28 protein-coding genes and 1 pseudogene are annotated in these 26389 nt (G+C 72.1%); 13 read left to right on the forward strand and 16 right to left on the reverse strand.

Annotation, left to right across the window (positions count from 1 at the left end; all coding sequences use genetic code 11):
* The first annotated feature begins 145 nt into the window (after positions 1 to 145).
* From ACFV4P_RS21850 to ACFV4P_RS21870, 5 genes are all read left to right on the forward strand, one after another.
* Complete coding sequence (locus ACFV4P_RS21850) at positions 146 to 940, forward strand: hypothetical protein (RefSeq protein WP_380473439.1); 795 nt, start codon at positions 146 to 148, stop codon at positions 938 to 940.
* A 149-nt stretch (positions 941 to 1089) separates the two neighbouring features.
* A complete protein-coding gene (locus tag ACFV4P_RS21855; RefSeq protein WP_380473441.1) occupies positions 1090 to 1905 on the forward strand; it encodes a hypothetical protein in 816 nt (271 codons plus the stop codon).
* 92 nt (positions 1906 to 1997) lie between these two features.
* Entirely contained in the window at positions 1998 to 2324 is a 327-nt protein-coding gene (locus ACFV4P_RS21860; RefSeq protein ID WP_380473443.1) for a hypothetical protein, read from the forward strand.
* Positions 2321 to 2551 carry a hypothetical protein gene (locus ACFV4P_RS21865; RefSeq protein WP_380473445.1) on the forward strand — a complete coding sequence of 77 codons (231 nt, stop codon included), beginning with the start codon at positions 2321 to 2323 and terminating at the stop codon, positions 2549 to 2551. Before ACFV4P_RS21860 ends, ACFV4P_RS21865 begins: the two co-directional genes overlap by 4 nt.
* Positions 2552 to 2829: 278 nt before the next feature.
* Positions 2830 to 3576, forward strand: coding sequence for a hypothetical protein (locus ACFV4P_RS21870; protein ID WP_380473447.1), 747 nt, complete (start codon positions 2830 to 2832; stop codon positions 3574 to 3576).
* 102 nt (positions 3577 to 3678) lie between these two features.
* On the opposite strand, the gene ACFV4P_RS21875 is transcribed toward ACFV4P_RS21870, so the two are convergent.
* The 4 genes from ACFV4P_RS21875 to ACFV4P_RS21890 all read right to left on the reverse strand — a co-directional run bounded on the left by ACFV4P_RS21875 (position 3679) and on the right by ACFV4P_RS21890 (position 6849).
* On the reverse strand, positions 3679 to 4206 hold the full coding sequence (locus ACFV4P_RS21875) for a VanZ family protein (RefSeq protein WP_380473449.1): 528 nt from the start codon (positions 4204 to 4206) through the stop codon (positions 3679 to 3681).
* Between the two features lie 114 nt (positions 4207 to 4320).
* A complete protein-coding gene (locus tag ACFV4P_RS21880; protein ID WP_380473451.1) occupies positions 4321 to 4638 on the reverse strand; it encodes a hypothetical protein in 318 nt (105 codons plus the stop codon).
* The gene (locus ACFV4P_RS21885; protein WP_380473453.1) at positions 4635 to 6125 is read right to left on the reverse strand and encodes an ATP-binding protein; all 1491 of its coding nucleotides are present in this window, start codon (positions 6123 to 6125) and stop codon (positions 4635 to 4637) included. The genes ACFV4P_RS21880 and ACFV4P_RS21885 overlap by 4 nt, the downstream gene beginning before the upstream one ends.
* A 46-nt stretch (positions 6126 to 6171) precedes the next feature.
* Positions 6172 to 6849 carry a response regulator transcription factor gene (locus ACFV4P_RS21890; protein ID WP_143200035.1) on the reverse strand — a complete coding sequence of 226 codons (678 nt, stop codon included), beginning with the start codon at positions 6847 to 6849 and terminating at the stop codon, positions 6172 to 6174.
* A gap of 273 nt (positions 6850 to 7122) precedes the next feature.
* Here ACFV4P_RS21890 and ACFV4P_RS21895 point away from each other — a divergent pair, with 273 nt between their 5' ends.
* Entirely contained in the window at positions 7123 to 7941 is an 819-nt protein-coding gene (locus ACFV4P_RS21895) for a SigE family RNA polymerase sigma factor (RefSeq protein WP_380473455.1), read from the forward strand.
* 191 nt (positions 7942 to 8132) lie between these two features.
* The gene (locus ACFV4P_RS21900; protein ID WP_380473457.1) at positions 8133 to 8606 is read left to right on the forward strand and encodes a DUF6328 family protein; all 474 of its coding nucleotides are present in this window, start codon (positions 8133 to 8135) and stop codon (positions 8604 to 8606) included.
* A gap of 9 nt (positions 8607 to 8615) precedes the next feature.
* On the opposite strand, the gene pth is transcribed toward ACFV4P_RS21900, so the two are convergent.
* The 9 genes from pth to ACFV4P_RS21945 all read right to left on the reverse strand — a co-directional run bounded on the left by pth (position 8616) and on the right by ACFV4P_RS21945 (position 17565).
* Positions 8616 to 9191, reverse strand: a complete 576-nt coding sequence (gene pth / locus ACFV4P_RS21905) for an aminoacyl-tRNA hydrolase (protein ID WP_380473459.1) — start codon at positions 9189 to 9191, stop codon at positions 8616 to 8618.
* 20 nt (positions 9192 to 9211) lie between these two features.
* Positions 9212 to 9847 carry an ATP-binding protein gene (locus ACFV4P_RS21910; protein WP_380473461.1) on the reverse strand — a complete coding sequence of 212 codons (636 nt, stop codon included), beginning with the start codon at positions 9845 to 9847 and terminating at the stop codon, positions 9212 to 9214.
* Positions 9848 to 10039: 192 nt separating this feature from the next.
* Positions 10040 to 10942 carry an aldehyde dehydrogenase family protein gene (locus ACFV4P_RS21915; RefSeq protein ID WP_380473463.1) on the reverse strand — a complete coding sequence of 301 codons (903 nt, stop codon included), beginning with the start codon at positions 10940 to 10942 and terminating at the stop codon, positions 10040 to 10042.
* Positions 10935 to 12437, reverse strand: a complete 1503-nt coding sequence (locus tag ACFV4P_RS21920; protein ID WP_380473465.1) for an aldehyde dehydrogenase family protein — start codon at positions 12435 to 12437, stop codon at positions 10935 to 10937. Before ACFV4P_RS21920 ends, ACFV4P_RS21915 begins: the two co-directional genes overlap by 8 nt.
* Positions 12438 to 12442: 5 nt before the next feature.
* Positions 12443 to 13429, reverse strand: a complete 987-nt coding sequence (gene deoC / locus ACFV4P_RS21925) for a deoxyribose-phosphate aldolase (protein ID WP_380473467.1) — start codon at positions 13427 to 13429, stop codon at positions 12443 to 12445.
* A 112-nt stretch (positions 13430 to 13541) separates the two neighbouring features.
* The gene (gene metG, locus ACFV4P_RS21930) at positions 13542 to 15251 is read right to left on the reverse strand and encodes a methionine--tRNA ligase (protein ID WP_380473469.1); all 1710 of its coding nucleotides are present in this window, start codon (positions 15249 to 15251) and stop codon (positions 13542 to 13544) included.
* A gap of 183 nt (positions 15252 to 15434) precedes the next feature.
* Positions 15435 to 16676 carry a mannosyltransferase family protein gene (locus tag ACFV4P_RS21935; RefSeq protein WP_380473471.1) on the reverse strand — a complete coding sequence of 414 codons (1242 nt, stop codon included), beginning with the start codon at positions 16674 to 16676 and terminating at the stop codon, positions 15435 to 15437.
* A gap of 23 nt (positions 16677 to 16699) precedes the next feature.
* The gene (locus tag ACFV4P_RS21940; RefSeq protein WP_380473472.1) at positions 16700 to 17071 is read right to left on the reverse strand and encodes a hypothetical protein; all 372 of its coding nucleotides are present in this window, start codon (positions 17069 to 17071) and stop codon (positions 16700 to 16702) included.
* Positions 17068 to 17565: a SigE family RNA polymerase sigma factor gene (locus tag ACFV4P_RS21945; protein ID WP_073808126.1), complete on the reverse strand. Its 498-nt coding sequence runs from the start codon at positions 17563 to 17565 to the stop codon at positions 17068 to 17070. The genes ACFV4P_RS21940 and ACFV4P_RS21945 overlap by 4 nt, the downstream gene beginning before the upstream one ends.
* A gap of 204 nt (positions 17566 to 17769) precedes the next feature.
* Between ACFV4P_RS21945 and ACFV4P_RS21950 the strand changes: the two genes are divergently transcribed.
* From ACFV4P_RS21950 to ACFV4P_RS21965, 4 genes and pseudogenes are all read left to right on the forward strand, one after another.
* Positions 17770 to 18435, forward strand: a complete 666-nt coding sequence (locus ACFV4P_RS21950) for a PH domain-containing protein (RefSeq protein ID WP_380473474.1) — start codon at positions 17770 to 17772, stop codon at positions 18433 to 18435.
* 156 nt (positions 18436 to 18591) lie between these two features.
* Positions 18592 to 19545, forward strand: a complete 954-nt coding sequence (locus ACFV4P_RS21955; protein ID WP_380473476.1) for a hypothetical protein — start codon at positions 18592 to 18594, stop codon at positions 19543 to 19545.
* Positions 19542 to 19736 carry a hypothetical protein gene (locus ACFV4P_RS21960; RefSeq protein ID WP_380473478.1) on the forward strand — a complete coding sequence of 65 codons (195 nt, stop codon included), beginning with the start codon at positions 19542 to 19544 and terminating at the stop codon, positions 19734 to 19736. Before ACFV4P_RS21955 ends, ACFV4P_RS21960 begins: the two co-directional genes overlap by 4 nt.
* An 81-nt stretch (positions 19737 to 19817) precedes the next feature.
* Positions 19818 to 20090: pseudogene (locus ACFV4P_RS21965) on the forward strand (transposase); the annotation flags it as partial.
* A 242-nt stretch (positions 20091 to 20332) separates the two neighbouring features.
* On the opposite strand, the gene ACFV4P_RS21970 reads toward ACFV4P_RS21965, so the two are convergent.
* The 3 genes from ACFV4P_RS21970 to ACFV4P_RS21980 form a co-directional block, all read right to left on the reverse strand.
* Complete coding sequence (locus tag ACFV4P_RS21970) at positions 20333 to 22030, reverse strand: phospho-sugar mutase (protein ID WP_380473480.1); 1698 nt, start codon at positions 22028 to 22030, stop codon at positions 20333 to 20335.
* A gap of 147 nt (positions 22031 to 22177) precedes the next feature.
* Positions 22178 to 23008 carry a purine-nucleoside phosphorylase gene (locus tag ACFV4P_RS21975; RefSeq protein ID WP_380473482.1) on the reverse strand — a complete coding sequence of 277 codons (831 nt, stop codon included), beginning with the start codon at positions 23006 to 23008 and terminating at the stop codon, positions 22178 to 22180.
* A gap of 189 nt (positions 23009 to 23197) precedes the next feature.
* Entirely contained in the window at positions 23198 to 23635 is a 438-nt protein-coding gene (locus ACFV4P_RS21980; protein ID WP_380473484.1) for a gamma-glutamylcyclotransferase, read from the reverse strand.
* Between the two features lie 132 nt (positions 23636 to 23767).
* Here ACFV4P_RS21980 and ACFV4P_RS21985 point away from each other — a divergent pair, with 132 nt between their 5' ends.
* Together ACFV4P_RS21985 and ACFV4P_RS21990 are read left to right on the forward strand one after the other, a co-directional pair.
* Positions 23768 to 25222, forward strand: coding sequence for an NAD(P)H-quinone dehydrogenase (locus ACFV4P_RS21985; RefSeq protein ID WP_380473486.1), 1455 nt, complete (start codon positions 23768 to 23770; stop codon positions 25220 to 25222).
* A 186-nt stretch (positions 25223 to 25408) separates the two neighbouring features.
* Entirely contained in the window at positions 25409 to 26323 is a 915-nt protein-coding gene (locus ACFV4P_RS21990) for a DeoR/GlpR family DNA-binding transcription regulator (RefSeq protein ID WP_380473599.1), read from the forward strand.
* Positions 26324 to 26389 lie beyond the last annotated feature (66 nt).

Consider the following 26389-nt stretch of genomic DNA (forward strand, 5'->3'; position numbering starts at 1 on the left):
GATCCGGATCTCGGGGTCGGCTCCGGGGCGGACCCCGAGGTTGGCCGCCGGAAAGCCGGGTAGCGACCCGTTTCGGGTCGCCGCGCGATCGGCTGGGACACTCGCGCCACCGGGTTCACGGGGGAACGAGCGAGGGGCGAGAGCGATGCGGACGAGGCGACAGTGGCCGGCCAGGGCCGTGCTGGCGGGGCTGGTCGTGCTGGGGATGGCCGGGGTGGTCTCGGTGGCGTCCTGCGAACCGGACCGGGCCGACGAGAGCGACCCGGCGGCCGTGCCGGACAACGGGCTGGAGGCACTGACGGCCGGAGAGATCCTGGACAAGGCCCGCGGGGCGGGCGCCGACGTGGCCTCGCTGCGCGGCACCGTCCGGACGAAGCAGGAGTCCGGAACCGTGGAGTACTCGCTCTCCGTCGCCCGGAACGGCGACTGCACCGGGACGGTGTCCGAGGGCGGCGTCGAGGCGGAGGTGCTGCGCCAGGGCGGCACGGTGTGGGTGAAGCCGTCCGCCGCGATGCTCCCGCAGCTGCTGCCGGACGCCGGGCCCGACCTCGCCGACAAGTGGCTGGCCGGCACCGGCGAGCTCGGCCGGCGCTACGGCGGCTACTGCGACCTGGTGTTCGGGACGGCGACCGCCGGCGGACCGTTCAAGCCGGCCGACGAGGCCACCGAGTGGACCACGACGGGCGTCCGGCCGGTGAGCGGGGCCCCGGCGGTGTTCCTCGCCTTCCGGTCCGGCGGCGGGGGCGAGCACGCCCGGTTCGGGACGGTGGCGATCGCCGCCGACGGGCCGCCGTACCTGCTGTCGGTGGACGAGACCGGCGACAGCGCCGTCGCGATGCGCTTCGACGCCTTCGGCGAGCCGGTGGACGTCGCCCCGCCGCCCGCCGACGCGATCGCCGACGCGAGCGGCCGCCGGATCGTCCTCGACCCGCCGCGCTGAGCGGACGCCGGGCACCGTCACACCCTTCTTCTTCCGGGCAAACACGGGCAAAGGCGTGGTGAAGGGGCAGAACTGACTGGTGGTCGGGGTCGAAGCAGTGACACACTCACGCGATTTGATTTTCTTCCGCTGAACATGGGGGAGTTCCTATGCGTGCGAACCGGCTCCCGGCCGCCATAGCCCTGACCGTCCTCGCCATGGCGGGAATGACCGCCTGCGGGTCGGACGACCACTCGGGCTCGAACGCGCAGAACGGCCTGGCCGGACTCTCCGGCCAGGAGATCCTTGCCAGGACGAAGGCGGCCGGGGACAAGGCGCCCTCCGTGCGGATGACCTTCCGGATGGAGCAGGGCGGGAGCACCGACCTCATCACCACCTCCGTCGCCCGGAGCGGCGACTGCGCCACGGAGATCGCCGCTGGCGACCCGGTCGAGGAGGGCGCGAGCGGCCAACTCCAGCAGATCCACATCGTGCGCAAGGGCGAGCAGTCCTGGATGAGGATGGAGAACTCCCGCAGCACCGGCGGGGCGGCCGACAAGTGGATGACCGGCCGGGGCAGGTCGGCGGACCAGATGAACAGCTACTGCGAGCTGGCCCTCACGATGCCGCAGACGCTCGGTGACATGGCGAGCTCCAACCGGACCGGCGGGTGGATCAGTGAGGGCAGCACCCGGATCAACGGCGTCCCGGCGGTGATCCTGCGCTTCGTCGCCGGTGACCCCGCCGACGAACTCGCCCTGGTCCCCGAGACCGACACCGGTTCGGCGATGCGGATCGCCGTCGCCACCGAGGGCGAGCCGTACCTGCTGCGCGCGGAACTGACCGTCCGCGGCGACAAGGCCACCATTCTCTTCCGTGACTACGGCGCCCCGGTGACGGTCACCCCGCCGCCCGCCGACCAGGTCCAGGACCTTGGGGACGATCCGGCCGACAGCGAGGACGCGGGCGACGACTTCGAGGGCTGACCCCTGGTCGGTGGCATGCACGGCCCCGGGGCGGAATGCGTCGGCCGCGCATCGGGGCAGTCGATCGTGAGCGAATAGATGGTTGTAGGGATTTGTCGATTCACGGGAATCGGGCGGCCGCCGCGGCCGCACTGTCGGTGCTGCTGAGCACCGCGCTGGCGGGCTGCGGCCCGGTCCGCGGCACGGACGAACGGGCGGTGGCGTCCGTGGCGCCCGTGGTGTCCGCGAGCGCCCGGGGCTCGGACCTGCTGCGGGAGTCCCGGGCGGCGGCGGCCGAGGTCCGCTCGGTCCGGGCCGCGTTCCGGACGGACCGGGCCGACGGCGGCGAGCTGACCGGCGAGGCCTCCACGGACCGGGACGGCAACTGCGTCGGCTGGACCAAGGAGGGCGGCACCCGGATCGGGAGGTCGACGGAGTGAAGGCCGCGGCCTTCAAGTCAGCCGGCGTCACCGCGGACACCGAACTCGTCATCGCCGCCGAGGGCCGGCCGTACCTGCTGTCGATGTCGGCCACCAGGCCGGCCCGCGTCGAGGTGAGGTTCGGCGACTTCGACCGCCCGTTCCAGGTCGTCGTGCCGCCGCCCTCCGAAGTCGTCGACGGCGGCCCGCTGTTCGGAGGGCCCAAGCCGCTGATGAAGGGGCGGTGACAGGGGCGAAGGCGAGGCGTGCTCGTGGAATTGACTGGTGGTCAGGGTTGGTAAAATGAAACAATCATGTGATTGATTGTTCGGGGGAGCAGGGGGATTTCTCGTACCCGCGCACCGGCGGCTCTCGGGGGAGGGGAGCCGTGCCGCAGCGTGACGACGACCGAGGGTCGTGCCCGAAACTGATGCCCCGATAATGACATGGTCATTTCGAATATATTCTCCGCAGGCCGCGCATTCGCGCGACCGACGGTGAGCACATGGATAGGTACAGGGACTTGATGAACAACGGACGGCGGGCGGCCGCTGCGGCCGCACTGTCGGTGCTGCTGGGCTCCGGCATGGTGGCCTGCGGGCCGAAGGACGACGCGAAGGACAAGGCGGCCGGGTCCGCCCCCGCTGCCCCCGCCTCGGCCTCCACCTCTTCGTCGCCGACGCCGGAGCCGAAGGAGCTGCTGAAGCAGTCCCGCGAGGCCGCGACCAAGGTCAAGTCGGTCCGGGTCACCTTCACGGTGGACGTCGACGGCAAGCCGATGACCGGCGAGGCGTTCGAGGACCGGGACGGCAACTGCATCGGGTGGATACACCCCGGCGACCAGGACCGGATCGAGTTCGTCCGCAAGGGCGGCACGACCTGGCTGACGCCGGACGGCGAGTTCGGCAAGAGCGTGCAGAAGCTCGGCGGCAAGACGATGAAGATCGCGGCCGACAACACGACGGCCAAGCAGCTCACCGGCTTCTGCGAGACCGGCCTCCAGATCCTGGCCACCGGCGGCCTGTCCAACGCCGGCGCGGAGGTGACCGCCACCCCGGGCGGCGCCAAGGACGTCAAGGGCGTGAAGGGCCAGGCGTTCAAGACGGCCGACGGCACCGAGTTCGTCGTCGCCTCCGAGGGCCCGGCCTACCTGCTGTCGACCACGAGCAGCACGCCGACCAAGGTCGACATGACCTACAGCGACTTCGACCGCCCGGTGGAGCCGGTGCCGCCGACGTCGGGGGTCATCGACGGCGCCCCGATCCTCAAGTGATCCCGGAGTAGCGGCGCACAGCAGTGGAACGGCGGCGGTGCGGGGGAAGGTGACCCGCGCCGCCGTACGCGTGCCGCTGGGCGCGCGGGACGGCGACAGCGCCTACCGGAAGGGCTGGACCCGGCCGCTGCCCAGGATGGGCGCCGGAGCCGGCCGCGCGGGCGCCTGGGTCCGCTCCTTGGGGTTCTCCTGGCGCGGCGGCGTCACGGCACGCGGCGCCCCGGCCGGCCGGCGGGTCGCGAGGGCGCGCAGCGGGGGCATCAGCAGCAGGTGGGTGGCGGTCGCGCCGACGGTGCCGAGCAGGATGTCGTCCACGTTGAGGACGTTGCCCGGCGCCCAGCCCTCCAGGAACTCCAGGGCGGTGGCGAGCAGCGCGACCGCGCCGGTGGTGCGCAGGAAGGACAGCCACCACGCCCGGCGCGGAGTGCCGACGGCGAGCGGGAGCAGGATGCCGACGGGGGCCAGCGGGAGCAGGCCCGCGGCGAGCCGGCGGGCGGCGGTGAGACCGCCGACGGCCAGGTCCTGGTGCACGGTGGCGAACGGGGTGAGGTTGGGCGGCCCGGTCCAGGGGGCGCTGACCGGGCGGAGCGCCAGCCAGCCGAGGGCCAGCAGGTGGAGGGTCAGCAGCACCCGGGCTGTCGTCCGTTGCCGGTACGGCGCCGTCGGGTCGTCGGTTCGCGCAGTGATGTGCACATTCCGAGGGACGCGCGCCGTACCGGGGGCGGTTCCGCCGGGCGGGTGGGATCAGGGGCAGTGGCTCGCCGACGGCGCGCCGAACACCCCGGGCGCCGAGGCCGCCTCGGACGGCGCGGCCGACGGCGACGGACTCGGCGAGGCCGGGACCTTGGCCTTCCCGGACGCCGTCGGCGCGGCCGGCGGAGTGGGGGCGACCGACGCGGTGGCCGGGGCCACCGGCATCAGCACCGGCGTCGGGCAGGCGGTACGGCTGGCGGGCGCACCGGCGTCGACCGGCACCGCGGTGGGGCGGATGCCGCAGCCGGTGAGCAGGGCCGTCGAGCCGGCCAGCAGGGCGACGGCGCGGAGGCGGCGGCGGGAGGTCATCGTGCTTCTTCCGGGCCGGGGGCGGGCGGTTGGACGAGCGGCAGGGTGAGGGTGAACACGGCGCCGCCCTCCGGGTGGTTGGCGGCGGCGATGGTGCCGCCGTGGATCAGGGCGTTGGCCTCGGCGATGGACAGGCCCAGGCCGCTGCCCTCGGACCGGGCCCGGCCCTTGTCGGCCTTGTAGAAGCGGTCGAAGACGTGCGGCAGCACGTCCTCCGGGATGCCCGGGCCGCCGTCGGAGACCTGCACCACCACGGTGCCGGCGTCGTCGTCCTGGCGGACCTTGACCTTCACCGGGGAGCCGCCGTGCTTCAGCGCGTTGCCGATCAGGTTGGCGAACACCACGTCCAGTCGGCGCGGGTCGACGACGGCCAGGATGCCGCGCGGGGCGTCCAGTTCGACCGCGTCGTACCAGGCCCGGCCGTCGATGCAGGACATGATCAGGTCGGCCATGTCGACCTCGTCGGCGACCAGCCTGGCGGTGCCCGCGTCGAACCGGGTCACCTCCATCAGGTTCTCCACCAGGTCGGACAGCCGCCGGGTCTCCGAGACCACGATCCGCACCGCCGGCTCGATCATCGGGTCGAGCGAGTCGGCCTCGTCCTCCAGGATGTCGGTCACGGCGGTCATCGCGGTCAGCGGGGTGCGCAGCTCGTGCGACATGTCGGCGACGAACCGCCGGGACTGCGCCTCGCGCGCGCTCAACTCCGCGACCTGCTCCGACAGCGACTCCGCGGTGCGGTTGAACGTCCGTGCCAGATCGGCGAGTTCGTCATTGCCCTCGACGTCCAGCCGGGTGTCGAGCTTGCCCTCGCCGAGCCGCCGCGCGGCGTCGCCGAGCCGGCGCACCGGCTTCAGCACCGTCGCCGAGGCGCCCTGCGCGAGCAGCGCCGAGCCGACCAGCGCCAGCAGCGTCGCGATCGCCAGCGACCAGCCGAGGGTGTTCAGGTCGGCGCGCTCGTTCTGCAACGACTTGAACATGTACGCCGTCGGCCCGTCCGGCGCCACCTTCGTCCCGCCGACCACGTACGGCCCGGCCAGGTTCACCCGCTGCCAGTACAGGTGGTACGCGTACGGGTTGCCCGGGCCGGTCTCGCGCGGCTTGTTGACCGCCGCGACCAGCGCCGGCGGCACCTGCTTGACGGTGAACGCGATCGGATCGGAGGACGCGACGCAGTCCGGCAGCGACTCGTCGACCACCACCACGTCGTACGCCAGACCCGAACTCGCCACCTGCACCGCCAGCGCCGACAGGTCCTGGCAGGTCGGATGCAGCGGCAGCTGCGACACGGTGCGGGTCAGCGCACCCCGGAAGTCGTTCAGCGAGGCGTTCTGGGCGCGCTTCAGCACCGCGTCCCGGTTCAACCAGTAGGCGATCCCGGACGCGGACACGGCGGTGACCAGAGCGACCGCGGCGAACACCGCGATCAGCCGGACCCGCAACGAACTGAGCCGACGCCAGGACACCGAACGGGCACGGCGCGGCACGGACTGATGCTCGGTCAAAAAAGGCTCACCAGACAGAAGGAGGACGTCACGCGGGCGGGTCCAGACGGTAGCCGACGCCGCGGACGGTACGGATCAGGGTCGGCGCGGACGGCACGTCCTCGACCTTCGCCCGCAGCCGCTGCACGCACGCGTCCACCAGGCGGGAGTCGCCCAGGTAGTCGTGCTCCCACACCAGCCGCAGCAGCTGCTGGCGGGACAGCGCCTGCCCCGGGCGGCGGCTCAGCTCCAGCAGCAGCCGCAACTCGGTCGGGGTCAGCTGGAGGTCCTGGCCGTCCTTGGTCACGGTCATCGCCGAACGGTCGATCACCAGACCGCCGTACGCCGCCGAGTCCGAACTCTCCCGCTCGCCGCGCCGCAGCACGGCCCGGATCCGGGCGTCCAGCACCCGCGGCTGCACCGGCTTCACCACGTAGTCGTCGGCCCCGGACTCCAGGCCGACCACGACGTCGATGTCGTCCGAGCGCGCTGTCAACAGGATGATCGGCAGCTGGTCGGTGCGCCGGATCCGCCGGCACACCTCGAAACCGTCGATACCGGGCAGCATCACGTCGAGCACGATCAGATCCGGACGCTGCTCCTTGAACAGGCGCAGACCGTCCTCGCCGGACGCGGCGGAGGCGACCCGGTGACCCTGGCGGGTGAGGGCGAGTTCGAGGCCGGTGCGGATGGCGTCGTCGTCCTCGATCAGAAGCAGGTAAGACACGGAGGTCATTGTGTCCCACCCCGACGCGGGAAGCACCCACCCGGGTGATCCTCGTGCACGGGGGAACCGGACCGGGCCGCTCCGGCGTCAGCCATCTCGGAGCCGACGACTGCTTCCGAACGGGCGCGCTTGTGACAGCCCTGTGACAGTCGCCGGACACCCCCATGACGAGCGACCGGCAGGATTTTCCATGTCGCCGCGAGGAAGACCCGGGCCCCGGCCCGGGTGCGGCGACAAGCAAGGAACCGCTCGTACCGACCATGGGGGTGCCCGATGACCGCAACGCTGACGACCCGAAACGCCGGGCCGCGTGCAGCCGTGCTGGGCACCAACCGGCCGCGCCACGAGGAGGAGAACGCCGGCGCCGTACTCGTACGGGGGTGCGCACACAGCGCCGGAACCCGCCGCCCGGTTGTGGGGACCAGGGGCGGCGACACCACCCGCGGCCGGGCCACCGGCCCGGCCGGGGGGCGGATGCTGCGGCTCGCGCCGCAGACGTTCCGGGGGGAACAGGCCGACCAGGGAAGCGCGCAGGGGGAGCACCCGGCCGCGGAGAAGGACGAGGCACGCGACATCGCCGAGTTCACCGCGTACGTGCGCGAGCGCCGCGCCTCCCTGTACGCCACCGCCTACCACCTGACCGGCGACCGCTTCGAGGCCGAGGACCTGCTGCAGTCCGCACTGTTCTCCACCTACCGCGCGTGGGGCCGGATCACCGACAAGGCCGCGGTCGGCGGCTACCTCCGCCGCACCATGACCAACCTGCACATCTCTGCCTGGCGCCGCCGCAAGGTCAACGAGTACCCGACCGAGGAACTCCCCGAGCACGCCGGCGACACCGACGCCATGGGCGGCACCGAACTGCGCACCGTCCTCTGGCAGGCGCTGGCCAAGCTGCCCGAGAACCAGCGCACCATGCTGGTCCTGCGCTACTACGAGGGCCGCACCGACCCGGAGATCGCCGACATCCTCGGCATCTCGGTCGGCACCGTGAAGAGCTCCATCTGGCGCGCGCTGCGCCGGATGCGCGACGACGAGCAGCTCAACCGCTCCGGCGACACCGTGCACGCCTTCGGCGAGCTGGTCGCCTGAGCCGACTGGAATCCCGTCGGGGGGACGGGTGGTGGGGAAAAGGTGCCGGACGTCGGCGGACCGCTCAGGGGGAGCGCCCGCCGGGGGCCGTCCGGCACCGCAGACGAAGGCGGGACCCCGGTGCGGGGGAGACACGGCACCGGGGCCCCGCCTCCGCCGTTTCCCACCCCGCCGCCCGCGACAATGACCGGATGAACGACCCCCACGAGGAATCCTCGCAGGCCCGCGCCGACCGGCGGCTGGTGGAGATGCTCCAGGAACTGCGGGTGCTGCAGACCGGCGTGCAGATCGTCTTCGCGTTCCTGCTCGGCGTCGCCTTCACCCCGCGCTTCACCACCCTCGGCCACGTGCGGCAGGACCTGTACGTCGTGGTGCTGCTGCTGTCGGTGGTCGCCGCCGGCGTGTTCGCCACCCCCGTCGCCCTGCACCGCGGCCTCTACCACCACCCCGACCGGGCCCGGATCGTGAAGGCCTCCCGCCGGATCGCCCAACTCGGCCTGATCCTGCTGGCGATGGCCCTCACCGGCGCCGTCCTGCTGGTCCTCTCCGTGGTCCTCGGGTTCCCCGCCGCGGTGCCGATCGCCGCCGTGATCGCGCTGCTGTTCACCGTCCTCTGGTTCGTCCTCCCGTGGGCCGTCCGCCGCCGCCTCCCGGACCAGGACTGACCGGCGCGGTCAGTGCGGGTCGGCGGTGTGCAGCACGTCCTGGGCACGGTTCAGGCCACGCAGGACGAACGCCTCCACGGCGTCCGCGCAGCGGTCCAGCAGCTCGGGCATCAGGTCCTGCTCGTCGGACGAGAAGCGGTCCACCACCCACTGATCGACCCGGGTGCCCTTCGGCGGCCGGCCCACGCCCACCCGCAGCCGCGCGTAGTCGGCGGTGCCCAGCGCCTTGTGCACCGAGCGGGCGCCGTTGTGGCCGCCCGGGCCGCCGCCGCGCTTCAGCCGGGCCGCGCCGAACCGGAAGTCCAGGTCGTCCTGGACCACCAACAGCCGTTCCAGCGGCACCTGTTGGCGGCGCAACAGGGCCGCGACCGGGCGGCCCGACAGGTTGATCGACCACTGCGGCTCGGCCAGCAGCACGGTGCGGCCGTCCAGTGCGAACGAGGCGGTGCGGGTGGTCAGCCCGCGCCAGCGGGCGCCGTGGCGCTCGGCCAGCCGGTCCGCCACCAGGAAGCCCGCGTTGTGCCGCGTCCCCGCGTACCGGCGGGTCGGATTGCCCAGCCCCGCCACCAGCCAGCGCTCGTCCACGGTCGAATCCCCGTCGTCCCTCAGACCAGCTCGGCGGGCAGTTGGCGGGCCACCGCGGCGATCCGGCGGCCGGCTTCGACGCCCGAGCAGGCGTAGGAGCCGAGTTCGACCTGGCGGGCGACGATGCCGCGTTCGGAGCGCATCAGGCGCCAGCCGCGGCGGAGCAGGTAGGGGATGGACTTGCGGCCCTCGCGGACGTCGCGGCGGAAGCGCCGCCAGGCCGTGGTGGAGGGCTTGTTGCGCAGGCAGAGGGCGTCGCCGAGCAGGCCCTCGGACTGGCAGCGGCGGACGAGTTCGGCGGCGAAGATGCCCTCGGCGACGAAGGCCGCCGCGCCGTCCAGGACGAGGGTGTGGCTGCCGGAGCGGCCGTTGGCGGGGATCGAGTACACCGGAACCTCGGCCTGCCCGTCGAAGGCCAGCGCCCGGATCGCCGCGAGGGCCTGCTCGCCGTGCCAGGCGTCCGGGGAGTCCCAGTCCGGGCCGCCGCCGTCCGGGAGTTGGGGCAGCGTCGGGTCGTCGCCGTCCTTGTAGAAGTCGTCGAGTTGCAGCACCGGCAGGCCGCTGCGCTCGGCCAGCGAGGACTTCCCCGACCCCGAGGGGCCCGACAGCAGGATGACGCGGGATATCGGTCGGCGGTTCAGCGGGGAGTCACTCACGAGATACCAGTCTGACGCATCCGACGGGCTGGTCGTAACCCGCCGGTCGGCCCGGATTCGGGCGGGAGGGCATGAGGACGGGCCCGCACCAGGGGGGGGAGAAGTGCGGGCCCGTCGCGGCCGCCCGGGCCCCCGGGGGGGTAGGGGCGCTGAGGGCGGCCGGTCTGTGTGGAGTTGGCCGGTCGGGCCGGGCTAGATGCCCATCGGGTGCCAGACCGTCTTGGTCTCCAGGAAGGAGAGCAGTCGCCCGGTGCCGGGGGAGGCCGTCCAGTCCGCGGCGGACGGGTCGGCGGCCGGTCGGACCACTCGCTTCAATGTATCCGCCGCCGCCGCCTCCAGGGCGGCCGCCGCGCCGGGGCCCTCCGGGTCGATCGCGCCCGCCAGGTCGAGGGCGTTGACGTCCTGGTGGGAGGCCAGCGTGGGGGCGATGTCCGCGGTCCGGCCGGAGATCAGGTTGACCACGCCGCCCGGCACGTCGGAGGTGGCGAGCACCTCGCCCAGCGACAGGGCCGGCAGCGGAGCCTGCTCGGCGGCCGCCACCACCACGGTGTTGCCGGTGGCGATCGCCGGGGCGATCACCGACACCAGGCCGAGCAGCGAGAAGCCGTGGCCCGCCCGCGGCGCGACCACGCCGACCACGCCGGTCGGCTCCGGGGTGGACAGGTTGAAGAACGGACCGGCCACCGGGTTGGCGCCGCCCGCGATCTGCGCGACCTTGTCGGTCCAGCCCGCGTACCAGACCCAGCGGTCGATCGCCGCGTCCACCAGCGCCGCCGCCTTCTTGGCGCCCAGGCCCTCGGCGGCCGCCACCTCGGCGGTGAACTGCTCGCGGCGGCCCTGCAGCATCTCCGCCACCCGGTACAGCACCTGGCCGCGGTTGTACGCGGTGGTGCCCGACCAGCCCTTCACGGCCGCGCGGGCCGCGACCACGGCGTCCCGGGCGTCCTTGCGGGTGCCCAGCGGGGCGTTGGCCAGCCACTGGTCCTTCGTGTCGGTCACCTCGTACACCCGCCCGCTCTCCGAGCGCGGGAACTTCCCGCCGACGTACAGCTTGTAGGTCTTGAAGACCTCGATCCGCATGGCAGTCTCAGACATCGAGGGCCTCGACATTCAGGTAGGGCTCCAGACCGTGGCGGCCGCCCTCGCGGCCGTAACCGGACTCCTTGTACCCGCCGAACGGCGAGGTCGGGTCGAACTTGTTGAAGGTGTTCGCCCACACCACGCCCGCACGGAGGCGGTTCGCCGTCCACAGGATGCGCGAGCCCTTCTCCGTCCAGATGCCCGCGGACAGGCCGAACGGGGTGTTGTTGGCCTTCTCCACCGCCTCGGCGGGGGTACGGAAGGTCAGCACCGACAGCACCGGCCCGAAGATCTCCTCGCGGGCGATCCGGTGCGACTGCGAGACGCCGGTGAACAGCGTCGGACGGAACCAGTAGCCCGCGCCCGGCAGTTCGCACTCCGGCGCCCAGCGCTCGGCGCCCTCCTGCTCGCCCGCGGCGGCCAGCTCGGTGATCCGGGCCAGCTGCGCGGCCGAGTTGATCGCGCCGATGTCGGTGTTCTTGTCCAGCGGGTCGCCGACCCGCAGCGTGCCCATCCGGCGCTTCAGCGCGTCCAGCAGCTCGTCCTGGATCGACTCCTGCACCAGCAGGCGGCTGCCCGCGCAGCACACGTGGCCCTGGTTGAAGAAGATGCCGTTGACGATGCCCTCGACGGCCTGGTCGAGCGGCGCGTCGTCGAAGACGATGTTCGCGGCCTTGCCGCCGAGCTCCAGCGAGAGCTTCTTGCGGGTGCCGGCGATCTGCTTGGCGATCGCCCGGCCGACCGGGGTCGAGCCGGTGAACGCCACCTTGTTGACGTCCGGGTGCGCGGTCAGCGCGGCGCCGGTGCGGCCGTCGCCGGTGACGATGTTCACCACGCCGTCCGGCAGGCCCGCCTGGCGGCAGATGTCGGCGAACCGCAGAGCCGTCAGCGGGGTGGTCTCGGCGGGCTTCAGCACCACCGTGTTGCCGGTGGCCAGCGCCGGGGCGACCTTCCACGCCAGCATCAGCAGCGGGAAGTTCCACGGGATCACCTGCGCGGCGACGCCCAGCGGACGCGGGTTCGGCCCGAAGCCGGCGTAGTCCAGCTTGTCGGCCCAGCCCGCGTAGTAGAAGAAGTGCGCGGCGACCAGCGGGAGGTCGACGTCGCGGGTCTCCCGGATCGGCTTGCCGTTGTCGATCGACTCCAGGACGGCCAGCTCACGGCTGCGCTCCTGGACGATCCGGGCGATCCGGAACAGGTACTTGGCGCGCTCGCTGCCCGGCAGCGACGACCAGTCGGCGAACGCCTTCCGGGCGGCCTTCACCGCACGGTCCACGTCCTCCTCGGTGCCCTGCGCGAACTCCGCGAGCACCTGCTCGGTCGCCGGGTTGACGGTCTTCAGCGCCTCCGAGCCGGAGGAGTCGACGAACCGGCCGCCGATGAAGTGGCCGTAGGACGTCGCGATCTCGCCCGCGGCGGCCGGGGACTCCGGCGCGGGGGCGTACTCGAACAGGCCGGAGGCCTTCGCGGGCTGTACGGGCTGTGCGGTCTTCTTTTCGGTCTTCGCCATCGTGGTCAGTCCACCGTCACGTAGTCGGGACCGGAGTACCGGCCGGTGCGGAGCTTCTGGCGCTGCATCAGCAGGTCGTTCAGCAGGCTGGACGCGCCGAAGCGGAACCAGTGCGGGCTCAGCCAGTCGTCGCCCAGCGTCTCGTTCACCATCACCAGGTACTTCATCGCGTCCTTGGTGGTGCGGATGCCGCCGGCCGGCTTCACGCCGACCTGGGTGCCGGTGGCCGCGCGGAAGTCCCGCACCGCCTCCAGCATCAGCAGCGTCACCGGGGGAGTGGCGTTCACCGCGACCTTGCCGGTGGACGTCTTGATGAAGTCCGCGCCCGCGATCATCGCGAGCCAGGACGCGCGGCGGACGTTGTCGTACGTCTGCAGCTCGCCGGTCTCGAAGATCACCTTCAGGTGGGCGGAGCTGCCGTCGGCGCGCCTGCACGCCTCCTTGACGGCGCGGATCTCCTCGAAGACCTCCAGGTACCGGCCGGAGAGGAACGCGCCCCGGTCGATCACCATGTCGATCTCGTCGGCGCCCGCGGCGACCGCCTCGGCGGTGTCCGCCAGCTTCACCGGCATCCCGGCGCGACCGGACGGGAACGCGGTGGCGACGGACGCCACCTGGATGTCACTGCCGCGCAGTGCGTCCTTGGCGGTGGCGACCATGTCCGGGTACACGCAGATCGCCGCGACGCGCGGGGCGGTGCGGTCGGTCGGGTCGGGGTTCAGGCCCTTCGCGCACAGCGAGCGGACCTTGCCGACCGTGTCCGCGCCCTCCAGCGTGGTCAGGTCGATCATCGAGATCGCGAGATCGATGGCGAAGGCCTTCGCGGTGGTCTTGATCGACCGGGTGCCGAGAGTCGCTGCCCGCGACTCCAGGCCCACCTGGTCGACCCCGGGCAGGCCGTGCAGGAAACGGCGCAAGGTGGCCTCGGACGCCGCGACGTCCGCGAGGCCGCCGCCCGTGGCGCCGGGGGCGTTGGCTGCAAGAGTGGACATAGTCACCAGAGCAGCATATCTACGCGCGTAGTCGGTTGGATAGGCAGGGGGGAGGAAAACAGCGTGGCCCGGGGATCGGCATCGCCGAAACCCCGGGCCGCTGGCCGTGCCCCTACTGCGCGCCGCCGCCGAAGCGCTCGGTCCAGGTGGCGAGGTCCTCGTCGGTGATCTTGGCGAAGAGGACCGGCGGGACGGTGAACGCGGTGCCGGCCGGGACCTGGGCGAGGGCGCGGGCCTCGTCCGGGGTGATCCAGGTGCGGGTGTCGTCGGCCAGCGTGAAGGACTCGCGGATGGTGCGGGCCGCGGTCGGGATGAACGGCTCGGAGACCACCGAGTACAGGTGGATCAGGTTGATCGCGGTGCGCAGGGTGCGGGCCGCGGCCTCCGGGTCGGTCTTGATCTGCGTCCAGGGCGCGGTGACGTCGAGGTACGCGTTGCCCGCCGACCAGAGCGCGCGCAGCGCCTGCGCGGCCTTGCGGAAGTTGAGCGCGTCGAGCTGCGCCTCGTACTCGGCGAGCAGGTCGGCGATCTGCGCGCCCAGCGCGATCTCGGTCTCGCCGTTCTCGGCGCCGGCCGGGACCTCGTCGCCGAAGCGCTTGCGGCTGAAGGACAGCACGCGGTTGACGAAGTTGCCGAGGGTGTCGGCGAGGTCCTTGTTGACGGTGGACGCGAACAGGTCCCAGGTGAAGCTGGAGTCGTCGGACTCCGGGGCGTTCGCCATCAGGTAGTAGCGCCAGTAGTCGGCGGGGAGCAGTTCGAGCGCGACGTCGGTGAAGATGCCGAGCTTCTGGCTGGTGGAGAACTTGCCGCCGTAGTACGTCAGCCAGTTGAAGGCCTTGACGTAGTCGACCTTCTTCCAGGGCTGGCGCGAGCCGAGGATGGTGGCGGGGAACATCACCGTGTGGAACGGGACGTTGTCCTTGGCCATGAACTCGGTGTAGCGGACCGAGTCGTCGGCCTCGTACCACCAGGAGCGCCAGTCGCCGCCGGTCGCGTCGGCCCACTCCTTGGTGGCGCCGATGTACTCGATCGGGGCGTCGAACCAGACGTAGAAGACCTTGCCCGCGGCGGCCAGCTCCGGCCAGGTGTCGGCGGGGACGGGGACGCCCCACTCCAGGTCACGGGTGATGGCGCGGTCCTGGAGGCCCTCGGTGAGCCACTTGCGGGCGATCGAGGAGGCCAGCACCGGCCAGCTGTCGCCGTTCTCGGCGATCCAGGCCTCGACCTCGTCGGTCAGCTTGGACTGCAGCAGGAACAGGTGCTTGGTCTCCCGGACCTCCAGCTCGGAGCTGCCGCTGATCGCCGAGCGCGGGTTCAGCAGGTCGGTCGGGTCGAGGACGCGGGTGCAGTTCTCGCACTGGTCGCCGCGGGCCTTGTCGTAGCCGCAGTGCGGGCAGGTGCCGACGATGTAGCGGTCGGGCAGGAAGCGGCCGTCCGCGATCGAGTAGACCTGGCGGATCGCCCGCTCCTCGATGAAGCCGTTGGCGTGCAGCTCGCGGGCGATCTCCTGGGTGATCTCCCGGTTCTGCGGCGAGGACGAGCGGCCGAACCAGTCGAAGGACAGCTGGAAGCCGTCGTAGATGGCCTTCTGCTGGTCGTGCGCGCGGGCGCAGAACTCGGCGACCGGCAGCCCGGCCTCCTGGGCGGCCAGCTCGGCCGGGGTGCCGTGCTCGTCGGTGGCGCAGATGTACAGCACCTCGTGGCCGCGCTGGCGCAGGTAGCGGGAGTACACGTCCGCCGGGAGCATCGACCCGACCATGTTGCCCAGGTGCTTGATCCCGTTGATGTAGGGAAGCGCGCTGGTGATCAACTGCCGAGTCATCCTGGGGAACTCCGATGCTCTCCGGCGGGCACCTGGCGGTGCCCGCGGGCGGGTGTCAGGGCCGGTCCGCGACGCCCTCCGGGCAGTCGCCCGGCCGCCGCAATCGTACCGAACCGGCCCGGTGCCGCCGTACCGGTTATCGGCGGGCTGTCAAGCCCCGGGACGGGACCGCCTGACGCGGGATCAGATCGCGTAGGGCCAGGCGGTGACCATGTAGGCGCCGTACCAGCAGCCGAACAGGGCCGCGCCCGCCAGGACGGCGATCTGCGTGGAGCGGCGGGCCCGGGCGAGGGCGCCCGCGACGGGGAGCAGGAAGATCAGCGCGGGGGCCAGCAGGCGGGGCTTGCAGTGGTAGTAGTTGCTCTGCGCGAGCGTCAGCACGATCACCGTCCCGCCGTAGACCAGCAGCGGCGGCCAGGTGGTGCGGCGGACGGTCAGGACGGTGCCGAGCAGGTGGGCGACCACCAGGACGGCGATGGAGACCGGGACCCAGCCCTCGCCGGTCTGCAGGGTGTGGACCAGGAAGTCCCAGAGCGAGGCGCCCCAGTCCCAGTGGGTGTCCCAGCCGGCCCGCTGCACGGTGAACCAGGCGTCCGTCGAACCCAGCCGGTCGGCGACCCACCACAGGTAGAGGGGCGTGCTGGTGCAGGCCAGCGCGGTGGCGGCCAGCGGGCGGGCCGACACGCGGCGCTCGCGGACCATCTCGATCAGGGCGGCGACGCCCAGCGCGGCGATCACCGCGATGCCCGCCGGGCGGGTCAGGCCGGCCAGGAAGGCGAACACGCCGGCCGTGATCCAGGCGCGGCGGTGCGCGGCGAGCAGCGTCGCGGCGGCGGTGGCCAGCAGCAGCGACTCGCTGTACGACATGAAGAACACCAGCGACATCGGCTGCGCGGCGGCCAGCAGCACCAGCACGATCGTCGCCGTCCGCCGGGAGTAGAGCCGGGCGACCAGCTGGTGGATCAGCACCAGGGCCGCCAGCAGCGCCAGTTGGGCCGCGACGATGCCGGCCACCGACCAGCTCAGGCCGGTCACCGCGTGCACCAGGCGGACCAGCCACGGGAACAGCGGGAAGAAGGCCAGGTTGTTGCCGGTCAGCTCGCCCTGCGGGGTGTAGGTGTAGCTGTCCGGATAGCCGCCGGAGGCTATCTCCAGGAAGTGCCGCCCGTCCCAGGAGGTCAGCCGGTCGGTCAGCGTGGTGCCGGGCCGGGTGATCATCGCGGACAGCAGCACCAGGTGCAGCACCAGCGCACCGGCGTACACCGCGACGGCCGGGCCGGCGGCGTGCCACAGCCGGGACGGCAGATCCGGACGGGCGGAGTCGTCGTCGGCCGGGGTGCGCGGGGCCGGCAGGTCGGTGGCCGGGGAGTGGCCGGTCGGCGGGTGGTCGGTCGGCGGGTGGTCGGTCAGCGGGGTACTGGGCATCGGAGGTCCTGGTCGGTCGGGGCTCAGGGCCGAGCGGGAGTGTGGCTGGGCACGGGCGGATCGGTGATGGCGGCCGTCGTGGGCGGCGTCTGCGAGGCGGCCGGACCCGGGGTGGCCGAAGCGCCCGGACCGGGCGCACCGGACTGCCGGGTCGTCCCGGTGAGCGTCGGCGCGTCGGCCGGGCCGACCGGGCGCGGCCGACGGCCGGTGTCGAACGCGACGCCCACCGCGATCGCCAGGCAGGCGGTCACCGTCACCGTCGCGCCGACCCGGACCCGGCGGCGCCGTCGCCCGAGGGCGACGACCTGCCGGGCCGGTGGGGCCGCAGTGCGGGCGGAGGCGGCGTCGGCGGCCGTGCGCAGCGCGCCGGACAGCCGCGTGTCAAGGGAGCTCATGGGTGGTTCTCCTCGGCCTCGGAGGGTGTGTCGAGGTGGAGTGCGAGGGCGGCCCGGGCCCGGGACAGGTGGGCCTTGACGGTGCCCGGGGCCATGCCGGTCTCGGCGGCGATCCGGTCCAGCGGCAGGTCGCAGACGTAGAACAGCGCCGCGCACAGCCGCTGGCGCTCCGACAGCCGGCGCAGCGCCGCGGCCAGGTCGACGGACGCCGGGTCCGGCCCGTCCACGTCGCCGGGCTCGCCGTGCCGCCGCCACGCCCGGGCGGCCGTCCGGGCCCGCCGCCAACGGCTGATCGCCAGCCGGCCCGCCACCGTCCGCACCCACGCCTCGGGCGCGTGGTCGCGGTCCAGCGACCGGCGGTGGCCCCAGGCGCGGACGAAAGCCTCCTGGACCACGTCCTGCGCCTCGTGCAGATCGCCGGTGACGACGTACAGCTGGCCGGTGAGCCGGCGGACCGAGTGGCTGTAGAACTCGGTGAACTCCTCCTCGGTCATCGTCGGCTCCTCGCAGATTTTCGATTCTTACCTGTCGCTACGAACGGCGGGGCACTCCGGTTGACGTGCGTGACGCAGCTCACGTGTTCGACCCGTGCGGCCGTGCGGCGGGAACGCCCCAGGTCACGGGACGGATCATTCGTGACCGACCCGTGGCCCCGCCGCCATTGGGGACGGCCGTGCCCCTGGGGCAGAATCGACGCCATGACCGAATCCGACCGGACACCCGACCAGGGGTCCGCCGCCAACGGGCCCAAGTACGCCGACCGCGTCTACCGCTCCGTTCCCGGCGTCATCGCGGGCGTCATGCTGCTCGGAGTCGCCGGCTGGCTGATCATCGACGCGATCATCTCCGGCACCGGCGCCACCCCGTGGGTCGCGGCCGCCGCCGCGCCCGTCTTCGGCTTCCCGGTGGCGGCGTACACGCTGCGGCCCGTGGTGAAGTCCAACGACCAGCGGCTGCTGGTCCGCAACCCGCTGCGCACCGTCGTCGCGCCGTGGGCGACCGTGGAGGGGCTCAAGGCCGGGTACTCGGTCGAACTCCACGCAGGCGGACGCAAGTTCCAGGTCTGGGCGATCCCCGTCTCGCTGCGCCAGCGCAAGAAGGCCACCCGGCGCGCCACCAAGGCCGCTGCCGCCGGTGACCCGCACCTGCCGCCGTCCCGCAGCAAGCAGCAGCCGCGCCACGACCAGCTCGACCCCACCCGCGCCTGGTCCGACGCCGTCGTCACCGCCCTCCAGGACCAGGCCGACCGCCACCGCGCCGACCCCGGCGCGGCCGGCGAGATCCAGGCCACCTGGTGCTGGTGGGTCATCGCCCCGACGCTGGCGGGCCTGATCGCCCTGATCTCGGTCGTCGCCGCGACCTGAGCCGACGCGTCCGAAGGGCCCCGGGGACACCCCGGGGCCCTTTTCTTTGCGCGGTTTTTCGAGTTCGTCCTACTTTGCTGGCGAACTCCCTGGCATTCCGGTCCTGGGAGTCGCATCTCCCGCCGGTTGAACCGGACTTGACGATCTATCAGGACAATGGTGCACATTCTGAGGGAAGGCCTTGACCTTTTCTCCACGAAGGGTGCATCGTTCCCGACCGAATGCCTGTCCGTGGGGGGCGGGCTGCTGGAGGGGGAGCACGCACGTCATGTTCGATATGTCCGCCAGAAGCAGGCCGCCGATGAGGCGCTCGCCAAGGCAAAGCAGGCGCGTGAGGAGCTGATCAGCAAGATTGTTGACGTCGTCGGCGATCTGATCGGCTTTAACGATGCCCGCGACTGCTTCACCAAGGGCGACGTGATGGGCTGTATCAACACGGCCCTGAACTTCGTTCCGTGGGCCAAGGTCTTCAAGGCCGTCAAGGTCGGTATCAAGGCGTTCAAGCTATGGCGCGAGGGCGAGAAGGCGTACACCGCTATTCGCAGTGCCGAGCGCGTGGCCAAGGAGGCCGAGGAAGCCCTCAGCGTCGCCCGCAAAACCGAGAAGGAGGCAGCGGAAGCCGAGGCGCAAGCAGCTAAGAAGGCCGAGAGTGATGCCGCCAAAAAGGCCGAGGAGGATGCTTCCACGCCGACCGAGGTAGACACGGCCAAGGTAGACAATGCGGGAACGAGTAAAGCCACAAGTAGTGGTGGAAGCGAGGCTGCGGACGGTGGCAGCTCAGACCTTCCGAAGTACGGTCCCTATCATCGGCGTGCCAGCCCAACTCAAACGCAAGCGCATACCCAGGCCGTCGTGGACAGTGGAGAGCTGTGGGGCCACACTGGGCGGTATGACGTGGTGCCGACGGTGCACGCCCACGCCGGACCCCTACCAGACGGGTACGAGGGGTTCGAATTCTATACGGATGTCCCACCAAATCGTGGCAGCCATCCCAGTCGGCCCAACTGGGACCTCGGTAACCCTGGAGTCGAGCCTCGGGAAGGCGGAGAAGCTGCTGGTATACCTATCGTAATTACACGAGTTCTTCATGGGGGTATCGATATAGGGTGAGTGGAGAAATGGTCGAGAGTTTTAGTATCGAAATCGATCGCAAGACGGCGAAAGCGGTAATGGATGCGATCCAGATGCTTGGCGAGCATATTTCGGCAGGCGTTCCCGTGCCGCCGGTTGACGAAGAGTTCAATGGGATGGTCGGGGCATTTTATGAAACCCTGCGCAGGAAGGTTGCTTCTGTGAACTAGGGGTCTTCGAGGGCGAGTGGCTCCACCGTGAGATTCTTCGGTGGGGCCACTCGCGGGTTGGCGGATTTCATGTAAGGTCAGCCGGGGGTGGCGGTACGTCCACAGGGGTGATGGTGGGCGGCGACACCGAGATCGCGAGCTGTTGGCGGCGATCCTTTTCGTCGCGACCTCAGGGTGCACGTGGCCCAGCTGCCGCCGTGTTTCGGCTCGTCCGGGCCGACCTGCCATAGTTGCTTCACCGAATGGAGCAAGGCCAGGGCATGGGCCAAGTTCCACCGGTTTATCCGTTCCTGCCTGCGCCGGCATCGGATTCCAGCCTCCCCCGCTCGCCGAGGCATCGACTCCTCCCAATGTCTTCGCCAGGACCGCTGGATGCTCAAGCGCATCGTCGCCCGGCTCGGCGGCTTCCGTCGAGTTCACCGCCGCCACGAGAGCAGACCGACCATTTCGTTGCCCTCGCCTGAATTGCCGCAGCCCAAATTTGCTTCCGACTAGTCTCCAAAGGGGATTTCTTCTAAAGCCCGCTGGCTGGTTTCGTGCGGATCGTAGGGGATCGGATGTTGCATCCAGCCCCATTCGGCGTAATTGGCGGACGGTCAGGCGAGGCCGGCGGCTGCCGCCAGGTCGTGCTTGAGGGTGGTGAGGAGGGCGTGGGCCTGTTCGTGGGTGGCGGGGAGGGCGGCGTGGGCGGCGACCGGGAGGACCGCCTCGATGTAGCACTTGAGCTTGGGCTCGGTGCCGGAGGGGCGGACCACGATGCGGGCGGAGGTGACGGTGGGGCCGGTGAGGTAGTACCGGAGGCCGTCGGTGGGGGGGAGGTCGGGAGTGCCGGCGGTGAGGTCGTCGGCGTGGGTGACGGTGAGGCCGGCGAGCTCGACGGGGGGCTTGTCGCGGAGCGCGGCCATGGCGTCGGTGATGACGGTGAGGTCGTCGACGCGGACCGAGAGCTGGTCGGTGGCGTGCAGGCCGTGGGCGAGCGCGAGGTCGTCGAGGAGGTCGGTGAGGGTGCGGCCGTGGCGCTTGAGGTCGGCGGCGAGTTCGGCGATCTGGAGGGCGGCGGTGATGCCGTCCTTGTCGCGGACGCCGTCGGGGTCGACGCAGTAGCCGAGGGCCTCCTCGTAGCCGTAGCGGATGCCGTCGGCGCGGGAGATCCACTTGAAGCCGGTGAGGGTCTCCGCGTAGCCGAGGCCGGCGTCGGCGGCGATCTTGCCGAGCAGGGTGGAGGAGACGATCGTGGTGGCGAAGACGCCGGTCGCGCCCTTGGCGGCGAGGGCCGCGCCGAGCAGGACGCCGACCTCGTCGCCGCGGAGCATCCGCCAGTCGCCGTCGTGGGTGGGGACGGCGACGGCGCAGCGGTCGGCGTCCGGGTCGTTGGCGATGACCAGGTCGGGGCGGGCCGCGCGGGCGGTGGCGAAGGCGAGGTCCATCGCGCCGGGCTCTTCCGGGTTGGGGAAGGCGACGGTGGGGAAGTCCGGGTCGGGGTCGGCCTGTTCGGCGACCACGGTGGGCGCGGGGAAGCCGGCCCGTTCGAACGCGGCGAGCAGGACGTCGCGGCCGACGCCGTGCAGCGGGGTGTAGACGGTGGTGAGCTCGCGCGGTCCGGCGGGGTCCAGGACGGAGGCGGCGCGGGTCAGGTAGGCGTCCAGGACGTCCTCGCCGAGGACCTCCCAGCCTTCGGTGGCACGCGGTACGGAGGCCAGCGCGCCGAGCGCGTCGATCTCGGCGGCGATGTCGGCGTCGGCGGGCGGGACGATCTGCGAGCCGTCGCCGAGGTAGACCTTGTAGCCGTTGTCCTGCGGCGGGTTGTGACTGGCCGTCACGACCACGCCGGCGGCCGCGCCCAGGTGGCGGATGGCGTAGGCGAGGACGGGCGTGGGCATCGGCCGGGGCAGGATCGCGGCGCGCAGGCCGGCGCCGACCACGACGGCGGCGGTGTCGAGGGCGAAGTCGTACGACTTGTGGCGGGCGTCGTAGCCGATCACGACCAGGTCGCCGAGCGCCGGGTTGTTGCGGACGTACGCGGCGAGGCCGGCGGCGGCGCGGATCACCACGGCGCGGTTCATCCGCATCGGGCCGGCGCCGAGTTCGCCGCGCAGGCCGGCGGTGCCGAACTGGAGCCGCCCGTCGAACCGTTCGGCCAGCCGCGACCAGGCGATCCGCTCCTCGGACTCGGCCTCCGGGCCCTCGGCGGCGGCCAGCAGGGCGGCCAGCTCGTCGTGGGTCTGCGGGTCGGGGTCCTCGGCCAGCCAGGCGCGGGCCCGGTCGAGGAGGTCGGTGGTGGGTGCCTTCGGCATGCGTCCCGCTCCCTGTGCGTGGGTTGAAGGAGGTGAGTGCGGTGAACGGAGCGACGGCGGCCACCGAACCCGCCGATGGCCGCCGTCCTGCGCCGATTCTCTGTCAGAGCTACTGCGCTGCCCGGGAGTCGCCTCCCGGACGGGGTGTCAGATCTTCTCCAGGACCTTCGCCAGCAGCGCGCCCATCCGCTCGGCGGAGGCCTTGCCGGCCTCCAGCACCTCGGCGTGGTTGAGCGGCTCGCCGGTCATGCCCGCGGCCAGGTTGGTGACCAGCGAGATGCCGAGCACCTCGGCGCCGGCCTCGCGGGCCGCGATGGCCTCCAGGCTGGTGGACATGCCGACCAGCTCGCCGCCGATCACCCGGGCCATGTTGACCTCGGCCGGGGTCTCGTAGTGCGGGCCGCGGAACTGCACGTACACGGCCTCGTCCAGCGACGGGTCGACCTCGCGGCAGAGCGCGCGCAGGCGCTTGGAGTACAGGTCGGTGAGGTCGACGAAGTTGGCGCCGACGATCGGGGAGTCCGCGGTCAGGTTGATGTGGTCGCTGATCAGCACCGGCTGGCCGGGGACCCAGCCCTGGCGGAGGCCGCCGCAGCCGTTGGTGAGCACGATGGTGCGGCAGCCCGCGGCGGCGGCGGTGCGCACGCCGTGCACCACGGTGGCCACGCCGTGGCCCTCGTAGTAGTGGTTGCGGCCGAGGAAGACCAGCGCGCGGCGCTCGTCGTCGCCGGGCATCCGGATCGAGCGGATGGTGCCCGCGTGGCCGGCCACCGCCGGGGCGGGGAAGCCGGGCAGTTCGGTGACCGGGAACTCGGCGAGCGTCTCACCGAGTGCATCGGCGGCCGGCACCCAGCCGGAGCCCATCACCAGGGCGACGTCGTGGCGCTCGGCGCCGGTGAGTTCGCGCAGCCGGTCGGCGGCTTCCCGGGCGGCGGCGTAGGGGTCGGCGGAGACGACCGTCTGAGGAGATGCGTTCACACGGTCGAGGATAGGTCAAAGATGCCTACGCGCGTAGACAACTGGGCCGAGCCATGCCGGATCGTTACCCGGAATGTGAGGGAACGACGGCAATCGTCAGGATTCGTCCCCGGCGGGCCGGCCGGGCGACGGCCGAACTCCCGTCCGGCGCAAGGACGGAGGACCGGCCGGCCGGGGGTGGAGGCCCGGTCAGCAGGGGCGGTGGCGCAGGTCCAGGACGTAGTCGTCGGGGGCGCCGGCGCTCTCCGCGGCGTCGGCGATCAGGCCGAGGTAGCGGGCGGCGGGCAGACCGCCCTCGTAGTCGTTCAGCACGTACGTCCACACCGGGACTTCACCGTCCAGGGTCTGCGCGCGCAGCTTGACCTTGCGGTAGATGCCGAGCTGCACGCCCTCCCAGCGGTCGAGGCCGTCCTCGTCCATCGGGGCGACGTCGTAGAGCGTGACGAAGACCTGGTCCTTCTCGTCCTCCACCACGGTGGCCAGCGAGCCCTCCCAGCCCAGCTGCTCGCCGCCGAAGGTGAGCCGCCAGCCGGGCAGCCAGCCGGAGCCGCGCAGCGGGGAGTGCGGGGCGCGGCGGCTCATCTGCCGGGCGTCGAGGTTGGTGGCGTAGGCGGCATAGAGCGACATGACCGTCAGCCTACGGGAGCGGCCCGACGGAGGCTCCTGCCCGAGGCCCCCGGCCCTACACGCGCGCGCGGGCAGGGAGCAAGGGTCGGTAACAACGCCCCCGGCGTGGAATCCGTTCCGGCATGCGGGACAATGGAGCACGTGACTCGGATCGTGATCATCGGTGGCGGACCAGGCGGATACGAGGCGGCCCTCGTGGCCGCCCAGCTCGGCGCGGAGGTGACCGTCGTCGATCGCGACGGTCTGGGCGGATCGGCGGTGCTGACGGACTGCGTGCCGTCCAAGACGCTGATCGCCACCGCCGAGGTGATGACTACCTTCGACAGCTCGTACGAGGAACTCGGCATCCTGGTCGCGGACGGCACGCCGGACGCCGCCGACCCGGCCCGAGTGGTCGGAGTGGACCTCGGCAAGGTGAACCGACGGGTGAAGCGGCTGGCGATCGCCCAGTCGCACGACATCACCCAGGCCGTCACCCGGGCGGGCGTCACGGTGCTGCGCGGCCGCGGCCGGCTCGGCGCGGGCGGCCAGGGTCTGGACGGCTCCCGCGAGGTGCTGGTCGACCACACCGACGGCCGGGTCGAGTCGCTGCGGGCCGACGCGGTGCTGATCTCCACCGGCGTGCGCCCGCGCGAACTCCCCGACGCCCAGCCGGACGGCGAGCGGATCCTGACCTGGACGCAGGTGTACGACCTGGAGGAGCTGCCGCGCGAGCTGATCGTGGTCGGCTCCGGCGTCACCGGCGCCGAGTTCGCCGGCGCGTACCAGGCGCTCGGCTCGAACGTCACGCTGGTCTCCTCGCGCGACCGGGTGCTGCCCGGCGAGGACCCGGACGCCGCCGAGGTACTGGAGGACGTGTTCCGCCGCCGCGGCATGAACGTGATGAGCCGCAGCCGCGCCGAGAGCGCCAAGCGGGTCGGCGACCGGGTCGAGGTGGCGCTGGCCGACGGCAAGGTGATCACCGGCACGCACTGTCTGATGGCGGTCGGCTCCATCCCCAACACCACGGACCTGGGCCTGGAGGAGGCCGGCGTCGCGGTCAACGACTGGGGCCAGATCAAGGTGGACCGGGTCTCCCGCACCTCCGCCCCCGGCGTCTACGCGGCCGGCGACTGCACCGGCGTGTTCATGCTGGCCTCGGTGGCCGCCATGCAGGGCCGGATCGCGATGTACCACGCGCTCGGCGACGCGGTGCAGCCGCTGAACCTAAAGACCGTGGCGTCCAACGTGTTCACCGACCCGGAGATCGCCACCGTCGGCTACACCCACGCCGACGTGTCCTGCGGAAAGATGGACGCGGTCGAGATCAAGCTCCCGCTGCGCGGCAACCCGCGGGCCAAGATGCAGGGCATCCGGGACGGCTTCGTGAAGCTGTTCGCCCGCCCCGGCACCGGCATCGTGGTCGGCGGCGTGGTGGTCGCGCCGCGCGCCTCCGAACTGATCCACGCCCTCTCGCTCGCGGTGGACAACAACCTGACGGTCGAACAGGTGGCCAACACCTTCACCGTCTACCCGTCGCTGTCCGGCTCCACCGCCGAGGCCGCCCGCCAGCTGCACATTCGCAAGCGCGAGGGCGCGGGTTCCTGATCGCCGGGGGTGAGCCGGGCGCACGCCGTCCGGCTCACCCGCCCGGCGGAGCGCGCATTGTACGGTCGTGCGCCGCTCTTGGGTGAGCAAATCCAGTTACCAGGTGCAAACGCCTGAAAGCAGACGGTCACTCGGGTTACCGTCGGTTCTGTGTTTGCTGCAGAACGTCGCCAGTTGATTCTCGAGATGGTGCGCGCCAACGGAGCCGTGTCGCTCCGAGAGCTGGCCCGCGTCGTCCAGACCTCCGAAGTCACCGTCCGCCGGGACGTGCGGGCCCTGGAGGCCGAAGGGCTGCTCGACCGCCGGCACGGCGGCGCGGTGCTCCCCGGCGGCTTCAGCCGGGAGCCCGGCTATCCGCAGAAGACCCACCTCGCCGCCGCCGAGAAGAGCGCCATCGCCGATCTCGCCGCGAGCATGGTCGAGGAGGGCGACGCCATCGTCGTCGGCGCCGGGACGACCACCCAGGAGCTGGCCCGCCGGCTCGCCCGGGTGCCCGGGCTGACGGTGGTCACCAACTCGCTGCTGGTGGCCCAGGCGCTGGCGCACGCCAACCGGGTCGAGGTGGTGATGACGGGCGGCACCCTGCGCGGCTCCAACTACGGGCTGGTCGGCAGCGGCGCCGAGCAGTCGCTGGCCGGGCTGCGGGTCACCAAGGCCTTCATCTCCGGCAGCGGGCTGACCGCCGCGCGCGGCCTGTCCACCGCCAACATGCTGTCCGCCAGCGTCGACCGGGCGCTGGTGCAGTCCGCCAACGAGGTGATCGTCCTCGCCGACCACACCAAGCTCGGCGCGGACAGCATGTTCCAGACCGTCGCCACCGACGCGATCACCCGGCTGGTCACCGACGAGCACGCCGCGGCCGAGGAGCCGACGTCCCACGAACTCGACGCGCTCGCCGACGGCGGGGTGCAGGTCTCCGTCGCCCCGCTCGGCCTGCCCGTCGAGGCCCCGGCGGCGCACCCGCAGCCGTCCGCGGCCGCGCCGCGCCGCCCCGTCCCGCCCGCCGGAGCGGCCCCCGGCGCCCCGCTGCCCGGCCAGCGGCGGCCCGCCCCGCACGGTGCGCTGCCGGTCGTCCCGCGGCTCCCCGAACGGATCCGCTGACCGCTTCCGGCCGGGCGGCCGCCGCCCTCTGGCCGCCCCGCTCGGCCCGCTTGTACCGTCTGGCCC

Source organism: Kitasatospora sp. NPDC059795 (assembly GCF_042732175.1).
In the GTDB taxonomy this organism is placed as follows: Bacteria; Actinomycetota; Actinomycetes; order Streptomycetales; family Streptomycetaceae; genus Kitasatospora.

What these genes read in the sequence shown, in the direction of transcription:
- ACFV4P_RS21850 (WP_380473439.1), top strand. Translation starts at nt 146, where the DNA reads ATGCGGACGAGGCGACAGTGGCCGGCCAGGGCCGTGCTGGCGGGGCTG.
- ACFV4P_RS21855 (WP_380473441.1), top strand. Translation starts at nt 1,090, where the DNA reads ATGCGTGCGAACCGGCTCCCGGCCGCCATAGCCCTGACCGTCCTCGCC.
- ACFV4P_RS21870 (WP_380473447.1), top strand. Translation starts at nt 2,830, where the DNA reads ATGAACAACGGACGGCGGGCGGCCGCTGCGGCCGCACTGTCGGTGCTG.
- ACFV4P_RS21880 (WP_380473451.1), bottom strand. Translation starts at nt 4,638, where the DNA reads ATGACCTCCCGCCGCCGCCTCCGCGCCGTCGCCCTGCTGGCCGGCTCG.
- ACFV4P_RS21895 (WP_380473455.1), top strand. Translation starts at nt 7,123, where the DNA reads ATGACCGCAACGCTGACGACCCGAAACGCCGGGCCGCGTGCAGCCGTG.
- ACFV4P_RS21900 (WP_380473457.1), top strand. Translation starts at nt 8,133, where the DNA reads ATGAACGACCCCCACGAGGAATCCTCGCAGGCCCGCGCCGACCGGCGG.
- ACFV4P_RS21915 (WP_380473463.1), bottom strand. Translation starts at nt 10,942, where the DNA reads ATGTCTGAGACTGCCATGCGGATCGAGGTCTTCAAGACCTACAAGCTG.
- ACFV4P_RS21920 (WP_380473465.1), bottom strand. Translation starts at nt 12,437, where the DNA reads ATGGCGAAGACCGAAAAGAAGACCGCACAGCCCGTACAGCCCGCGAAG.
- deoC (WP_380473467.1), bottom strand. Translation starts at nt 13,429, where the DNA reads ATGTCCACTCTTGCAGCCAACGCCCCCGGCGCCACGGGCGGCGGCCTC.
- metG (WP_380473469.1), bottom strand. Translation starts at nt 15,251, where the DNA reads ATGACTCGGCAGTTGATCACCAGCGCGCTTCCCTACATCAACGGGATC.
- ACFV4P_RS21935 (WP_380473471.1), bottom strand. Translation starts at nt 16,676, where the DNA reads ATGCCCAGTACCCCGCTGACCGACCACCCGCCGACCGACCACCCGCCG.
- ACFV4P_RS21940 (WP_380473472.1), bottom strand. Translation starts at nt 17,071, where the DNA reads ATGAGCTCCCTTGACACGCGGCTGTCCGGCGCGCTGCGCACGGCCGCC.
- ACFV4P_RS21945 (WP_073808126.1), bottom strand. Translation starts at nt 17,565, where the DNA reads ATGACCGAGGAGGAGTTCACCGAGTTCTACAGCCACTCGGTCCGCCGG.
- ACFV4P_RS21950 (WP_380473474.1), top strand. Translation starts at nt 17,770, where the DNA reads ATGACCGAATCCGACCGGACACCCGACCAGGGGTCCGCCGCCAACGGG.
- ACFV4P_RS21955 (WP_380473476.1), top strand. Translation starts at nt 18,592, where the DNA reads ATGGTGCACATTCTGAGGGAAGGCCTTGACCTTTTCTCCACGAAGGGT.
- ACFV4P_RS21970 (WP_380473480.1), bottom strand. Translation starts at nt 22,030, where the DNA reads ATGCCGAAGGCACCCACCACCGACCTCCTCGACCGGGCCCGCGCCTGG.
- ACFV4P_RS21980 (WP_380473484.1), bottom strand. Translation starts at nt 23,635, where the DNA reads ATGTCGCTCTATGCCGCCTACGCCACCAACCTCGACGCCCGGCAGATG.
- ACFV4P_RS21985 (WP_380473486.1), top strand. Translation starts at nt 23,768, where the DNA reads ATGGAGCACGTGACTCGGATCGTGATCATCGGTGGCGGACCAGGCGGA.
- ACFV4P_RS21990 (WP_380473599.1), top strand. Translation starts at nt 25,409, where the DNA reads ATGGTGCGCGCCAACGGAGCCGTGTCGCTCCGAGAGCTGGCCCGCGTC.